At 39.9% G+C, this 16,028-nt stretch carries 13 protein-coding genes; 9 read left to right on the top strand and 4 right to left on the bottom strand.

Translation table 11 applies throughout. The annotated features are described in order from the left end of the window. Positions 1–5 precede the first annotated feature (5 nt). On the top strand, positions 6–3,494 hold the full coding sequence (locus QZ620_RS03100) for an efflux RND transporter permease subunit (protein ID WP_295178989.1): 3,489 nt from the start codon (positions 6–8) through the stop codon (positions 3,492–3,494). A 69-nt stretch (positions 3,495–3,563) separates the two neighbouring features. On the opposite strand, the gene QZ620_RS03095 is transcribed toward QZ620_RS03100, so the two are convergent. Further along, positions 3,564–3,929: a nicotinic acid mononucleotide adenyltransferase gene (locus QZ620_RS03095; RefSeq protein ID WP_295178986.1), complete on the bottom strand. Its 366-nt coding sequence runs from the start codon at positions 3,927–3,929 to the stop codon at positions 3,564–3,566. A gap of 229 nt (positions 3,930–4,158) precedes the next feature. On the opposite strand from QZ620_RS03095, the gene aspS reads away from it, so the two are divergent. The 4 genes from aspS (at position 4,159) to QZ620_RS03075 (ending at position 8,283) form a co-directional block, all read left to right on the top strand. Then, positions 4,159–5,907 (top strand): aspartate--tRNA ligase, encoded by a 1,749-nt coding sequence (gene aspS / locus QZ620_RS03090; protein WP_295178985.1) that lies wholly within the window; start codon positions 4,159–4,161, stop codon positions 5,905–5,907. A gap of 56 nt (positions 5,908–5,963) precedes the next feature. Then, entirely contained in the window at positions 5,964–7,754 is a 1,791-nt protein-coding gene (locus QZ620_RS03085; protein WP_295178984.1) for a chloride channel protein, read from the top strand. A gap of 1 nt (position 7,755) precedes the next feature. Then, positions 7,756–8,001: a hypothetical protein gene (locus tag QZ620_RS03080; protein ID WP_295178983.1), complete on the top strand. Its 246-nt coding sequence runs from the start codon at positions 7,756–7,758 to the stop codon at positions 7,999–8,001. A gap of 87 nt (positions 8,002–8,088) precedes the next feature. Further along, a complete protein-coding gene (locus QZ620_RS03075; protein ID WP_141876598.1) occupies positions 8,089–8,283 on the top strand; it encodes a cold-shock protein in 195 nt (64 codons plus the stop codon). A gap of 48 nt (positions 8,284–8,331) precedes the next feature. Here QZ620_RS03075 and QZ620_RS03070 read toward each other — a convergent pair whose 3' ends face one another. Continuing rightward, entirely contained in the window at positions 8,332–9,291 is a 960-nt protein-coding gene (locus tag QZ620_RS03070; RefSeq protein WP_295178980.1) for an NAD-dependent epimerase/dehydratase family protein, read from the bottom strand. Between the two features lie 150 nt (positions 9,292–9,441). On the opposite strand from QZ620_RS03070, the gene QZ620_RS03065 reads away from it, so the two are divergent. The 3 genes from QZ620_RS03065 (at position 9,442) to QZ620_RS03055 (ending at position 12,786) form a co-directional block, all read left to right on the top strand. Further along, positions 9,442–10,020: a hypothetical protein gene (locus QZ620_RS03065; protein WP_295178978.1), complete on the top strand. Its 579-nt coding sequence runs from the start codon at positions 9,442–9,444 to the stop codon at positions 10,018–10,020. A gap of 16 nt (positions 10,021–10,036) precedes the next feature. Next, complete coding sequence (locus tag QZ620_RS03060) at positions 10,037–10,567, top strand: nuclear transport factor 2 family protein (protein WP_295178977.1); 531 nt, start codon at positions 10,037–10,039, stop codon at positions 10,565–10,567. 146 nt (positions 10,568–10,713) lie between these two features. Next, positions 10,714–12,786 (top strand): M13 family metallopeptidase, encoded by a 2,073-nt coding sequence (locus tag QZ620_RS03055; protein WP_295178975.1) that lies wholly within the window; start codon positions 10,714–10,716, stop codon positions 12,784–12,786. 79 nt (positions 12,787–12,865) lie between these two features. Here the strand turns inward: QZ620_RS03055 and QZ620_RS03050 are convergent, their stop codons facing one another. Beyond that, positions 12,866–13,225 (bottom strand): YraN family protein, encoded by a 360-nt coding sequence (locus QZ620_RS03050; RefSeq protein ID WP_295178973.1) that lies wholly within the window; start codon positions 13,223–13,225, stop codon positions 12,866–12,868. Positions 13,226–13,233: 8 nt separating this feature from the next. Continuing rightward, complete coding sequence (locus QZ620_RS03045) at positions 13,234–13,815, bottom strand: hypothetical protein (protein WP_295178971.1); 582 nt, start codon at positions 13,813–13,815, stop codon at positions 13,234–13,236. A gap of 122 nt (positions 13,816–13,937) precedes the next feature. Here QZ620_RS03045 and metG point away from each other — a divergent pair, with 122 nt between their 5' ends. Continuing rightward, positions 13,938–16,013 carry a methionine--tRNA ligase gene (metG, locus tag QZ620_RS03040; protein WP_295178969.1) on the top strand — a complete coding sequence of 692 codons (2,076 nt, stop codon included), beginning with the start codon at positions 13,938–13,940 and terminating at the stop codon, positions 16,011–16,013. Positions 16,014–16,028: the final 15 nt, after the last annotated feature.

The following is a 16,028-nucleotide window of genomic DNA, read 5'->3' as shown; positions in this document are numbered from 1 at the left end:
ACAATCTGGACAAGGAGTTTGCGCTCTCGTCCTGGGCAATAAAGAACAAAACCACCATCTACGTGGCGATGGCTCTTATTCTGTTCTTCGGGATATCGGCTTATTTTAGTATGCCGCGGGAAAGTTTTCCTGAAGTAAAAGAAACGAAGATCTACGTTAGCTCGATATATCCCGGGAATACTGCGGAAGATATAGAGAAGTTGCTTACAAATCCTCTGGAAGATAAGTTAAAGACGGTAAGTAATGTCGTGGAAATCACCTCAACATCACAGGAAGATTATTCTATGATCGTTATAGAATTCGACGAGGGAATTGCTGTGGAGCTTGCAAAGCAAAAGGTAAAAGATGAAATAGATTCTGAAACTTCAGGCGAAGACTGGCCAACCTTTAATGGCGCCAAGGTAGAACCCAATGTCTTTGAATTGAGTCTCTCAGAAGAAATTCCAATTCTGAATATCAATATTTCCGGAGATTACCCGGTAATGAAGCTGAAGGAGTTTGGAGAATACTTACAGGATGAGATCGAAAATCTACCTGAAATTAAGAAAGTAGATATTCGTGGAGCTCAGGATAAAGAAATTGAAGTAGCTGTAGATATCTATAAAATGATGGCTTCTTCCGTTAGTTTCAACGATATTACCAGTGCTATTTCGAACGGAAATATGACCATGAGTGCGGGTAATTACGTAACCAGCGGACAGCGAAGAACCATCAGAATCCTTGGTGAAATCGAAGAACCTTCAGAATTGAACAATTTCGTTGTTAAGTCTGAAGATGGTGATGATGTCTACCTGAAGGATATTGCTGATATTACTTTTCAGGAAAAAGAAAAGACCACCTATGCCCGTGAGTTTGGTGAGCAGGTGGTAATGCTGGATGTAAAAAAGCGTTCAGGAAAGAATATGGTTGCTGCTGCAGAGCAGATCGAGCTTATTGTTGAAAAAGCCAAAGCTGAAGTATTTCCAACGAACCTGAATGTAAGTATTACTAATGATCAATCTTCAAAGACTATTGGTCAGGTTGATGACCTTGTAAACAATATCATTTTCGGGATCATCCTTGTGGTGACGGTGCTAATGTTCTTCTTAGGATTTAAGAATGCACTCTTCGTTGGTTTTGCGATTCCTATGTCTATGTTCATGTCTTTAATGATTCTGAACCAGTTGGGATACACCATGAATACCATGATCCTTTTTGGATTGATCATGGGACTTGGAATGCTCGTGGATAACGGGATCGTTGTGGTCGAGAATGTCTACCGACTCATGGACGAGGAAGGAATGAGCCGGGTGGATGCAGCGAAAGAAGGTATTGGTGAAATTGCATTTCCTATTATTATCTCTACAGCAACTACGGTTGCCGCCTTTATTCCGCTTGGATTATGGCCGGGACTAATGGGGCAGTTCATGATCTATTTCCCCATAACACTATCGGTCGTACTAGGATCTTCACTGGTAGTAGCAATATTTTTCAATTCGGTTCTGGTTTCCCAATTCATGAAAACAGAGGATAAAAATATGCCTTTGAAAACCATCATCAGGGTTTCTCTAATCATTGCGGGAATTGGTCTGCCCATATTTTTATTTGGTGGAGAATATGCTGCGCTTGGTTCATTGATGATCTTTACCGCGATCATGGTATGGATCTACAGGTTGTTTCTTCGGAAGATGGCTAATAAATTTCAAAAAAGTTCTTTGGTGAAACTGGAGAACTGGTACGAAAGACGCCTTACAGCTTCGTTTAAAAACAAACGTCCTTACTGGATCGTTGGAGCTACCTTTTTGATGTTGATCATCGCTTTTGTAGGTTTTGGTGCTTCACTGGGATCACAAAGAACCAAGGTTGAATTCTTTCCTGATAACAAGCCTAACCAGATCATCGTATATATCGAATATCCTGAAGGTACCGATATTAAAAAAACCAACGCGATCACGAAAGAGATCGAGGAAAGGGTTTACAAAGTACTCAACAGTGATGAGTATATGGACGACGGCTATAATTATATGGTAGAAAGTGCCGTATCCCAGGTGGGTGAAGGTGCCGGGAATCCACAAACCGATGGAGGGTCAGCGGCAGAAATGCCACATAAAGGTAAGATCACAGCCTCCATGATGGAATACAAATACCGTCGTGGAAAGGACAGTGAGGTTTTAAGGCAAAAGGTTCAGGAATCTCTGGACGGAGTTTACCCGGGAGTTTTGATTTCCGTAGAAAAAGATCAGAATGGTCCTCCGGCCGGTCCTCCTATTAATATTGAACTGGAAGGTGAAGATTATGATCAATTGATCGCTACTGCAGAGCAAATGCGTGAATACATTAACACAAAGAACATTCCTGCAATAGACGAGTTGAAGATTGATGTAAACAAAGATAAACCATCGATGGTCGTTGAAGTTGACCGGGAAAAAGCTGGTGAACTAGGGGTTAGTGCCGGACAGGTTGGACAACAACTTAGAAATTCCATTTTTGGAACAAAAGCTGGCGTATACAAAGAAGGTGGTGAAGATTACGATATTTATGTAAGATTCGACGAGGATTCCAGATATGATAACAGCGCATTGTTCAACCAAACGATCACTTTCAGAAATAATAAGGGTCAGTTAAGAGAAATACCCGTTTCTGCAGTAACAACGAAAAGTAATAAATCTGGGTTTAGTGCGATCAAGCACAGGGATACCAGAAGAGTTGTTACGATCTATTCTGTTTTATCTCCAGGATATACAGATGCTGGTGCAGCCGTGGCGCAAATCCAGAATGAAATGAGGAATTTTGATGGTGTTCCAGATGAGATCAAAGTGGATTATACCGGGCAGATCGAAGAGCAAAACAAGCAACAGGCGTTCCTGGTTGGAGCATTCTTCAGCGGACTAGGACTCATATTCCTTATCCTGATCTTTCAGTTTAACTCTATCTCGAAACCATTGATCATTATGATTGCAATTTTCCTGAGTTTTATTGGAGTATTTGGAGGAATTGTAATTAGCGGTTCAGCCTTTGTGATTATGATGACCATGATGGGAATTATCTCCCTTGCAGGTATTGTGGTGAATAATGGTGTGGTACTGCTCGATTATGCACAACTCCTTATAGACAGGAAAAAACTGCGGTTGGGAATACCAGAATCTGAATATTTACCACAGGATGAACTCTTGAAAACGATCATTCGATCTGGGAAAGCACGTTTAAGACCTGTATTGTTAACGGCTATCACCACCATTCTTGGATTGATTCCGCTGGCAATCGGGCTTAACCTTGACTTTTTCAGTTTATTCAGTGAGTTTGATGCGAATATCTACTTTGGTGGAGATAACGTGATATTCTGGGGACCTCTGGCCTGGACAGTGATCTACGGTTTGATCGTAGCGACCTTCCTTACTCTTATTATTGTTCCATTGTTATTCTACATCGCGATAAGGATCAAAATGTGGGTTCATGCGAAAAGAAGCTCTTCGGAAGAAGTTGAAACTTCAAACAGGATCGAAACTACGAACTAGGTAAGTTCATACCAATGCAAAAAAACCCGAAGCTTTCGCTTCGGGTTTTTTTATTCGTACTGAATATTATTAGTCATTACTAACAAGGGAGCTTTCGCTTTTCCAGCTATTAACACTAGCAATTACGCTATCTTTATAGTCCACTTCAGTAAGTTTATCTTCAGTCCAGAAGAACCATTTTCCATCTTTCTGGCCATTTTCGTAATTGGCGATGGCTGTCTTCTCACCGTCTTTGTTGTAAGAAATCCATTCTCCGTGGAGTCTGCCGTCCTTGTACGTACCTTCCTGTTTAATATTTCCATCTTCATAATAAAATGTTCCTTTAATTAATTCACCCTGCTTCTCAAAAGCGGGTTTTGGATCATTATCCTGCGCCATTGCAACGGTTCCTGTTGCCAGAACTGCTGCTACTAAAATATTTTTCAAAGTCTTCATTTCTCTTTCGGTATTAACGTTTACATCACAAATATAGCGAAAATTTACCTTATAGTTGCATTTACGTAACATTAAGTTAACATTGGAGTTTTATTTATCTGTTATACAATGTTTTATATAAATCACCAAAGTTAATAATAGGCAACTTTAAATGAATTTAGATGCAGAAAAGATTCAGTAAAACTGTTTAACTTCTTACTTTTGTGCCCATTCAAAATTTAAAGAATTCATGTACAGAAGTCATACCTGCGGCGAACTTAATGCCGAACATATAGGAAATACAGCAACCCTTTCTGGATGGGTACAAAAAGTAAGAAACAAAGGTTTTATGATTTGGGTGGATCTTCGTGATCGCTATGGTCTTACGCAATTGATTTTTGATGAAGAGCGCTCTTCCGAAGAATTGATGAAACAAGCAGGAAACCTGGCTCGTGAATTTGTGATCCAGGTAACCGGGGAAGTGATCGAGCGAGAAGCGAAAAACCCTAACATACCTACTGGTGAAATTGAATTACTGGTACAGGATTTCAAAATTTTGAATACTTCTAAAACACCACCTTTTACTATTGAAGATGAAACCGATGGTGGTGAAGATCTTAGAATGAAATATCGCTATCTGGATATTCGTAGAAAACCAGTTCAGAATAAATTAATGTTTCGCCACCGGGTGGGAATGAAGGTAAGAAACTATCTTTCTAATGCTGGCTTTATTGAAGTGGAAACTCCATACCTTATTAAATCCACTCCTGAAGGTGCCCGTGATTTTGTGGTACCTAGCCGAATGAATGAAGGTCAGTTTTACGCACTTCCACAATCACCTCAAACTTTTAAGCAGTTGCTTATGGTAGGCGGGATGGATAAGTATTTCCAGATCGTAAAATGTTTTCGTGATGAAGATCTAAGAGCAGATCGTCAACCCGAATTCACACAGATTGATTGCGAAATGGCATTTGTGGAACAGGAAGATATCCTGAATATTTTTGAAGGTTTAACCAGGCATTTGCTGAAGGAAATTCGCAACGTAGAAGTGAACGAATTCCCAAGAATGACTTATGCAGACGCTATGCGCAAATATGGGAATGACAAACCAGACATTCGTTTTGGGATGGAATTTGCCGAGCTTGATGATGTCGCTAAGAATAAAGGTTTCAATGTTTTTGATCAACAGGAGTTAGTTGTTGGTATCGCCGTTCCGGGCGCGGCTTCTTTTACCCGTAAAGAGATCGATAAGCTCATATCATGGGTGAAAAGACCTCAAATTGGTGCCACTGGATTGGTTTGGGCAAAATATAATGAAGATGGAAGTTTAAAATCTTCAGTAGATAAATTTTACTCTCAGGAAGACTTAAAAGCCTGGGCCGAAGCTTCTTCAGCTAAACCTGGGGATCTAATTCTGATAATGGCTGGAGATGCTGATAAAACAAGAAGTCAGTTAAGCGCATTAAGAATGCATCTTGGTAATGAAATGGGACTTAGAAAATCTGATGAATTTGCACCCTTATGGGTAGTAGATTTCCCTCTTCTTGAGTGGGATGAGGATACGGAAAGATTCCACGCAATGCACCATCCATTTACAAGTCCGAAGAAAGAAGATTTTGCATTACTTGAAACAGATCCTGGGAAGGTTCGTGCCAACGCGTATGATCTTGTACTCAATGGAAATGAGATTGGTGGTGGTTCCATCAGGATCCACGATAAGGAAACACAATCGCAGATGTTCAAGTATCTTGGATTCACTCCGGAAGAAGCCGAAGAGCAATTTGGCTTTCTTATGGATGCCTTCCAGTATGGAGCACCTCCACATGGTGGGATCGCTTTTGGATTCGACAGACTTGTAGCCATTCTTGGCGGACAGGAAAGTATTCGGGATTACATTGCCTTTCCAAAAAATAACTCAGGAAGAGACGTGATGATCGATGCTCCGGCGAAACTCGATGAGCAACAACTTACAGATCTACATCTACAGTTGAAATCATAAATAATTAATCCCGCGTATTGCGGGATTTTTTATCTTCATCCGGTAATTAACTAGCGGTGGCAAATATCAGCAAAACCTTATTGCACAGATTCTTAACCTGGAAATCGAAGAATCTTTCTCATCGACAATTCCTCATGTTCCTAAGCGCGGTCATTGGATTTGTCGCCGGGCTCTTTGCGGTGATGATCAAAAACCTCACGCACCTTATCCAGAGTTTGCTGGAAGGGGAATTTGTGGCTAATTACCACGATGCATTCTACTTTATTTTTCCGGTGCTTGGTCTTTTGATCGTGTACCTCATCATTAAATTTGTACTGCGCCAGAAGGTTGGACATGGAATTCCAACTACTTTATATGCCATTTCGCGTAAGAAGGGAATTATGAAAAGATTCCAGATGTACGCGTCACTAATTACCGCACCTATTACGGTTGGTTTTGGAGGATCGGTTGGACTGGAAGGACCTACCGTGGCGACCGGTGCTTCTCTGGGCTCTAACATTTCGCGTATATTTTTGATGAATCAGGCATCCCGGACCTTACTTATTGGATGCGCCGCTGCAGGTGCAATGTCCAGTATCTTTAAGGCTCCAATTGCTGCGATCATTTTCGCTGTGGAAGTTTTCAGCCTCGATTTAACGCTGGCCTCCCTCCTGCCGTTGCTTATTGCTTCGGTATCTGCCATACTTACCTCCTATTTTTTCTTCGGAAGTCAGATTATTTTACCATTTACTCTAGAAGATCAATTTACAATTTCTGAAGTGCCTTACTATTTAGTTCTGGGAGTCGTAGCGGCAGCATTTTCAGTATATTTTTCCCGTATTTATTTTGGCACTACCAAACTTCTGGCAAAGATAACCTCGCCGTTTGTACGGCTTATATTTGCCGGATTGGGACTGGGAGTTCTTATTTATTTTATACCTCCATTATATGGTGAAGGCTATAATGTGATCAATAACCTTTTGCAGGAAAATTATCTGGAAGCCCTGGGAACAAATCTATTCAACGCTTACCTTGAGAATATCTGGGTGGTCATCATTTTGCTTGCAGGTCTGGTGATCTTTAAGATCATCGCTTCAGCATTGACCTTTAGTGCCGGCGGTGTTGGAGGGATCTTTGCACCAGTAATGTTCATGGGAAGTGCAATGGGACACTGTTTCGCATTAGTCGTGAACAATCTCGGCATCTTCAGGAATGAGATCTCAGTAAGTAATTTTACATTGGTAGGAATGGCGGGACTTATGGCCGGAGTCCTGCACGCACCACTTACCGCTATTTTTCTTATTGCTGAACTTACCCATGGGTACGAACTTTTTATTCCGCTTATGATCACTGCGGCTATTTCCTATCTAATCACTACTAAGTTTGAACCTCACTCTGTGTATACCATGGAGCTGGCAAGACGCGGTGACCTGTTAACGCATGACAAAGATCAGACGGTTTTGACCCTTATGAACATTAGTCGTGTAGTAGAAAAGAATTTTATTGCCCTGGAAATTGATATGAACCTGGGAGATGTGATCCATGACGGAGTGATGAAATCCTCACGCAATATTTTTCCTGTTATTGATGAAAATCAGAATTTTATGGGTATTATATTATTAGACGATATTAGATCTATCATGTTCAATGAAAAATTATATGATGAAGTCAAGGTGCAGGAGATCATGCAACAGGCTCCGGAAATTATAGACATTGAACATGACCGAATGAAGGAGATCATGCGAAAGTTTCAGGAAAGTAATGCCTGGAACTTACCTGTTGTTCGCGAAGGAAAATATATCGGATTTATATCCAAATCAAAATTGCTAACTGCCTACAGGCAGAAATTAATTGAAGTTACTGTATAGTATGAAGATATTTATGAGATTACTGGTGATAGCTATTCTAATAGCCGTAGGTGTAGGATTCTATTTCAGGTTAAATGATGATACACTTATCGGCGACAGGATCATAGGAATTGCTGTGCTGGCCAGTGCCTTCATTCTAATGCCAATTTTCCTTGTGGTGAGATGGAGAGGAAAGAAATTAGAGGACTACACACTTTCTGAAAAGAACATGAAAAAAATGCGGGATAAGGGAATTGACCGACTATAAAAGTTACAAAAATCCCAAAAAATTCTGATTTCCAGTAGATTCTAAAAATTTTACTGTTATGTTTGTTCTTTATTAATTATCATTATTATGCAAGGCACAGTAAAATTTTTCAATGAATCTAAAGGTTATGGGTTCATTACAAACGACGACACCAAAAGAGACATTTTCGTACACATTACCGGGTTGAATGGTGAAACTATTCAGGAAGGTGATCGAGTAGAATACGAAGAAACTGAAGGGAAAAAAGGAGTTAACGCAACAGATGTTCGCATCGTTGAGTAATTTTCCAATCAAAAAAGTAAAAAGCCGCTGTAAAGCGGCTTTTGTTATTTAATGAGTTTGCTCTGTAGTTTGTCCTACCCCTTTTAGCATGGTTTCAGTCATCTTATCAAGATCGAATTCGTGATCCCATCCCCAATCCTGTCTCGCCGATGAATCATCAATGCTTGAAGGCCATGACGCGGCAATAGCCTGTCTGAAATCTGGATCGTAAGAAATTTTAAAATCCGGTAGATGTTTACTAATGTTTGCTGCTAATATTTCAGGCGTAAAACTTATCGCAGCAAGATTATAAGATGATCTTACTTTAATAGCTTCCGAAGGAGCCTGCATAATTTCCACTGTAGCTTTGATCGCATCATCCATATACATCATTGGTAATGCTGCATCTTTATCCAGAAAACTGGTATATGCATTTTGCTTTAAGGCTTCATAGAAGATCTCAATCGCATAATCTGTAGTTCCACCACCTGGAAGGGTTTTATAACTAATGATACCAGGATACCTGATACTTCTAACGTCCACACCAAATTTTTGATGATAGTACTCACACCAGCGTTCGCCAGTTTGCTTACTAATTCCATAAACCGTGGTTGGCTCCATCGCAGTAATTTGCGGAGTATTGTCCTTTGGGGTAGTTGGTCCAAAAACAGCAATACTGGACGGCCAGAAGATCTTATCGATCAAACCTTCCTTGGCCATATCAAGAATATGGAAAAGTGAATTCATATTAAGATCCCAGGCCTTCTTAGGAGCTTTTTCTGCAGTGGCGCTGAGCATCGCAGCCATCAGGTAAACTTCCTTAATATCATAGGTCTCTATGATCTGTCTTATATGAACCTCATCTGTCGCATTCAGGATCTCAAATGGACCTGACTGCATCAACTCATCTACTCCTTCACGAATATCACTGGCAACCACCTGGTCGTTCCCGTGAATCTCTCTCAATTTCAGCGTAAGTTCGGTTCCAATCTGTCCGCAAGCACCGATAATTAATATCTTTTCGGCCATAAATTAAATTTTGTGCAAATATATTTAATTATACAGAGGATTTCGCAATCTTAGCTTTTTCTTGACGCTATTCGCTATGGATTCTGTAATTGAAAATCGGTTACTTCATTCATAGAATTATGGATAACTTTGTTCATTCAATTATCACTTATGAAATTCCCTCTATTCGTTATCATATTTCTTTGTTTAATATCCTGCAAATCTGAAGCAGAAGATAGCCAGAATAGCAACGAAACAAATGACACCATATCCTATGATAAAAAGATCGATATAGATACTCGAGGTTTTGATCTTGAACCGGAAGCAAAGAAATATGCTTCCAACTGGCTGGAATTTATCACTGCTCAAAATGAAGTGAAGAAACTGGAAAATACTACGACTCGTAAGGTCATGAATAATGCTACGGCGATTTCCCAGATCATGAATTCACTTAGTATTTCCCTGCCTGATAGTCTTAGAGCAGTGCCTGTGGAAGCTAGACTGAATGTTTTAAAGACCAAAGCACACCTATTGGAGCAATACTCAAAGAAACAGCAGCCAGATGTAAAGGATATCGATCGTACAGCTAAAGAGATCTATTTGGAATTCAATAATCTTAAACTTCAGATGAATGAATTATTTCTGAAAACTCTCGAGGATTTTGAGAAGGAGCTGGATGAATTTGAAAGAATGGAAAGAGAAATGGATTCAACAGCAATTGAAGATACCGTTGAAAATGTAGTATCTTAAAACAAATATTCGACCAATGAAAAATTCAGCTTTAAAATTTCTATTCGTTTTCGCATTTCTCACCGTGTTGCCATTGCATGCACAGGTAAAGGATTCAGAAAAAAATAAGACAGCGATCAGTGAAAGAGTAAGTGAAACGCTGGACAGCTGGCATCTTGCGGCCGCCAATACTGAATTTGAGACTTACTTTGGTCTAATGACTAATGATGCGATATTCATTGGAACCGATGCTACAGAAAACTGGACGGCGAAAGAATTCAAAAAGTTCGCTAAACCATATTTTGATTCAGGGAAAGCATGGAATTTCACTTCGATCGAAAGAAATATTTATATACACCAGAACTCAAAAATCGCCTGGTTTGATGAACTTCTGGATACCCAAATGGGAATTTGCAGGGGTTCTGGAGTGCTTGCTAAAGAAGATGGCAAATGGAAGATTCATCATTACGTACTTTCCATCGCAGTGCCTAACGAAAATGTAGATGAACTTACCAGTTTAAAATCCCAATTCGATAAGAATCTGATTTCAGAATTGAAAAACAAATAATTCCCATTCAGTTTAAATATAAATCCACATCATCCTTAATTATTAATATTCAGTCGATTGTTCTCAATTCGGCGAGGCTCAATTATGGATTATTTTGACCGTTTTGCTACATTAGCCGTATTATTTTATAATTCTTAACTAGAACAATGAAAAGAATAAACAGAATTTTGTTTTTATCTGTTCTCAGCGCAGGAATGTTTACCGCCTGTAATGATGACGAAAAAAGAACTGAGGAAAAAGATGATGAGATCCATGGTATCAACCTTGCTTACATGGATACAACTACAACTGCTAAAGAAGATTTCTTTCGCTATGTAAATGGTCGCTGGCTGGATAGCACAGAGATTCCTGGAGACAGAACCCGCTGGGGAAGTTTCGACGAATTAAGACAAAGAACCGATGAGGATGCTCTTGGTCTTCTGGAAAAAATGGCTGCAAGCGATAGTCTTGATGCTTCAACAGACCAGGCAAAAGCTGTATATCTTTACAAAAGTATCATGGATACTGTTGCCAGAAATGAGCAGGGAATTGAGCCGGTAAAACCTTACCTGGCAAAGATTGATTCTATCCAGAACAAAGAAGATCTTCAGGATTTCTTAGTTGAAATGAGCGAATACGGTAGTGCCGGATTCTTCAGCTTTGGTGTTGGTGCAGACAGCAAAAATTCTGATATGAACGCTGCTTACTTGAATCCATCTGGTCTGGGATTACCTGAAAGAGATTATTATCTTCAGGATGATTCAGATTCTAAGGAAACCCGAACAAAATACAAAGCTTACGTGGCAGATATGCTACAATATCTGGACTATTCAGAAGAAGAAGCGAAAAATGCTGCTGAAACGATCCTGAAGTTCGAAACCAGACTTGCGGAGCCAAAACTGGATAAAGTTGAACGTCGTGATGCCAGAAATACCTATAACCCAATGACCGTCGCTGAGTTGCAAAAGATGACTCCGGCCATGAACTGGAAGGCTTATTTTGATGGTATTGGCGCAAAAGAACTTGATACGATCATCGTTTCCCAGCCAAAATACATGAAAGCACTACAGCAGATCATTGCTGAAAATTCTGTAGAAGACTGGAAAACCTATTTGAAATGGGATCTTTTCAACGGAGCTGCAAGTGCCCTTACTACAGATCTTGAAACCGAAAAGTGGGAATTTTATAGTAAAACACTTCAGGGAGCAAAAGAACAACGTCCTAGAAATGAAAGAGCTCTTAGTTCTATCAATGGGACTTTAGGTGAAGCTCTTGGAAAACTTTATGTTGAAGAACATTTCCCGGCAGAAGCGAAGAAAAAAGCTCAGGAAATGGTGGACAACATCCTGAAAGCTTATGAGAATAGAATCAATAATCTTAGCTGGATGAGCGAGGATACCAAGAAGAAAGCGCTTGAAAAACTTAGTACTTTCAACGTGAAGATTGGTTATCCTGATGAGTGGAAAGATTACGCCGCTCTAGAAATCACCTCACCTGAAGAAGGAGGATCTTACTTCCAGAACATGCTGAACGCTCAAAAATGGAGAGTTGCAGAGAACATGGCAGATCTTGGACAGCCTGTTGATAAGGGTGAATGGTTCATGTCTCCGCAAACGGTGAATGCTTACTACAATCCGCGTTATAACGAGATCGTATTCCCGGCGGCAATTCTTCAGCCTCCATTCTACGATTACAAGGCAGATGCTGCGGTTAACTATGGCGGAATTGGCGCTGTAATAGGTCATGAGATCTCACACGGTTTTGATGATAGCGGCGCCAGATTTGATGCTGAAGGGAACCTTAATAACTGGTGGACAGAGAAAGATCTTGAAGAATTCGAAACCTTAGGAAATGACCTGGCTGAACAATACAGCGCTATTGAAGTACTGGACAGTGTCTACATTAATGGAGAATTCACCTTAGGTGAAAATATTGGTGATCTTGGAGGAGTGAATGCTGCTTATGATGGATTACAAATCCACCTGGAAAACAATGAAAACCCTGGTAAAATAGATGGATTTACTCCAGAACAAAGATTCTTCCTTTCCTGGGCTACCGTTTGGAGAACTAAAATGAGAGATGAAGCGATGAGAAACAGGATCAAAACCGACTCTCATTCTCCTGGCATGTATAGAGCCTATGTACCACTACAGAATATCGATGCATGGTATGATGCATTTACTATTGAAGAAGGTGATAAGATGTACGTAAAACCTGAAGATAGAGTAAGAATCTGGTAACAGCTTCTAAAATTTATTGCATTAAAAAAGCCGGTCTTTCGACCGGTTTTTTTTTGTTCACGTATCTAATTATGAATCTTTAAAAATGTAGAAAGGCATCAGTAATATGTTCAATTTCGTAGTTGGATCCAGATTTTGTAATCGCAATGATATCGAACCTAATCTCCAGATCTGTATTCTGCTTTTCGGAATAGTGATTCATTGCTTCCACAAGTAATTTGATCTGTGCAGGTTTCACAAAGTCTTCAGGATTTCCAAAATAGACAGAGCTTCGTGATTTTACTTCCACTGCTATTAAAGTATCAGCTTCTCTGGCAATGATATCTACTTCGGCTTTACGGTATCTGAAATTACGTTCCAGGATCTCGTAATTATTTTTCAGAAGAAACTGTACTGCCAACTCCTCCCCTTTCTTGCCCAGATCATTATGAGTGGCCATTCGTAAACCTAGTTTACCTCATTCATCAACATCACAGATCCTACATGAAGTTCAAGAGCATCAATCTCTTCTTCACTTGCTTTTACGATCTTATCACCATAGAATTTATTGGGAATATCCTTATCGGTTTTCAGGAATACACCAATTCCGGACTTCGCGAGTTTTCCACCATTCCAGTCTACAGCTCCACTATAATCCCATCCAAAACCGTAAAAAGACACTGGTTTGCCATTTAACTTATTCAGTTCATCCAGGCTCATTCCAACCTTAATTCCATCAGCCGTGGTCCATCTACCTTCTCCAGAATAATTGATAGAACTCACCTTTTTCTTCTCTTCAGTTTGCCAGGTGATCAACACCTCGTCTTCAGTTTCAGGAAATAGAATACTATAAGGTTTAGTCTCGGTTCCTTCCTCAAATTCATCCACTCCTTCTTCCATATTGGATTGTGGGTAATTTCGCGAAATATCTTCCGAAGACATTCGGCTTAAATTTTCAAGACTATAAATATCTTTAGAGCCAGTTACAGCTTTATTACTATTACAGGAAACTATGGCCAGCAGACCAACAACGGCTAAAATTTTACGCATTTGATGTTTTTTGTAGTAAAAGTATACAGATAAGCTCCACAAGGTTCCGCTTTTACAAGAATTTAACGCGTATTCGAACGTCTTTGCTTAACTTTACCGCTCTTAAAAATTTACTTATTCTAATGAGCAAAAATCCTCAGAGATTTACGATCACAGCGGCTTTACCTTATACGAACGGGCCTATTCATATTGGACACCTTGCAGGCGTTTATGTACCTGCAGATATTTATTCCAGGTTTTTACGAATGCAAGGACATGATGTAGCATTTGTTTGTGGAAGTGATGAGCACGGTGTGCCAATTACGATCAAGGCCAAGAAAGAAGGTGTGAGTCCGCAGGATGTAGTAGACAAGTACAATGCGATCATCAAAACCTCTTTTGAAGACTTCGGAATTACTTTCGATAACTATTCCAGGACGTCAGGTGATGTTCATCATAAAACAGCTTCAGACTTTTTTAAGAAGATGTATGAGGATGGTAAATTTATTGAAGAATCTACCGAGCAATTATATGATGTCGAGGCTAACCAGTTTCTAGCCGATAGATTTGTAACTGGAACCTGTCCTAAATGTGGCAATGAAGATGCGTATGGAGACCAGTGTGAAAACTGCGGAACTTCATTAAATGCTACAGATCTTATTAATCCGAAATCTGCTATTACCGGTGCCGTTCCAACTTTAAAAGAAACTAAACACTGGTTTTTACCTTTAGACCAATATGAAGATTTTCTAAAGGAATGGATCCTGAAAGGACACAAAGCCGATTGGAAAAGCAACGTTTACGGTCAGGTGAAATCCTGGATCGACGATGGTCTTAGAGCCCGTGCGGTAACCAGAGATCTTGACTGGGGAATCCCGGTTCCTGTGGAAGGTGGCGAAGGCAAAGTTCTGTATGTATGGTTCGATGCTCCAATTGGATATATTTCCTCCACCAAAGAATGGGCAGAGCGAGAAGGCAAAGACTGGGAACCATACTGGAAAGACGAAAACACCAAGCTGGTTCATTTCATCGGGAAGGATAATATCGTTTTTCACTGTATCATTTTCCCTACGATGCTGAAGGCTCATGGTGATTATATTTTGCCTGAGAATGTGCCGGCAAATGAATTTCTGAATCTTGAGGGTAAAAAACTTTCAACTTCAAAGAACTGGGCGGTATGGTTACATGAATACCTGCAGGATTTTCCAGATCAACAGGATGTTCTGCGTTATGTGTTGACTGCAAATGCCCCGGAAACAAAAGACAACGATTTTACCTGGAAAGATTTTCAGGCAAGAAACAATAATGAGCTGGTCGCTATCTTCGGAAACTTTATTAACCGCGTGGTGGTTTTAACCAACAAATACTACGACGGAATAATTCCGCAGCCGGGAGATTATACTGAAGTGGATGAACAGACCATTGCTGAATTGAAAGCATATCCATCGGTAATCGCAAGTTCGATTGAAAAATACCGTTTTCGTGAAGCTCAGGGCGAATTGATAAATCTGGCCAGGCTTGGAAATAAATATCTGGCTGATGAAGAACCATGGAAACAAATTAAAACTGATGAAGATCGAGTAAAAACGATCATGTACGTGGCACTTCAAATTGCCAGCGCACTCAGTATTATCAGTGAACCTTTCCTCCCTTTCACTTCCGCAAAACTAAAGGGAATGCTGAATCAAACTGGAGAGAATACTTCTACTACCCCAGACTGGGACATTATTAATACCCGGGAAGCATTAATTCCTGCAGGTCATCAAATAGGAAAAGCGGAACTACTTTTCAGTAAAATCGAAGATGAACAAATGGAGCAACAATTGGAAAAATTAAAAGCTACCAAAGCAGCGAACGAAATGGAAAATCAGAAAGCTGAACCGCAAAAAGAGATTGCTACTTTTGAGGATTTCACTAAAATGGATCTGCGTGTTGGAACTATTATAGAAGCTGAAAAGATGGCCAAAACCAAGAAGCTGATGATTCTTAAAGTTGATACTGGAATTGACCAGAGAACGGTGGTTTCCGGTATTGCTGAACATTTTAAAGCAGAAGATATTATCGGTAAAAAAGTAACTGTGCTGATAAATCTTGCTCCCAGAAAATTACGCGGAGTAGAAAGCGAAGGAATGATCCTGATGACCGAAAACAAAGAAGGAAAACTTGTTTTTGTAAATCCCGATGAGGATAATGTTTCTAACGGAATCACGATAAATTAAAAACTCAAATCGCCT

The sequence above is a fragment of the uncultured Christiangramia sp. genome, from assembly GCF_913046405.1.
Lineage (GTDB): Bacteria > Bacteroidota > Bacteroidia > Flavobacteriales > Flavobacteriaceae > Christiangramia > Christiangramia marina.
The sequence above is the reverse complement of the archived record's forward strand: the minus strand, read 5'-3'. Positions and strand labels throughout refer to the sequence as shown.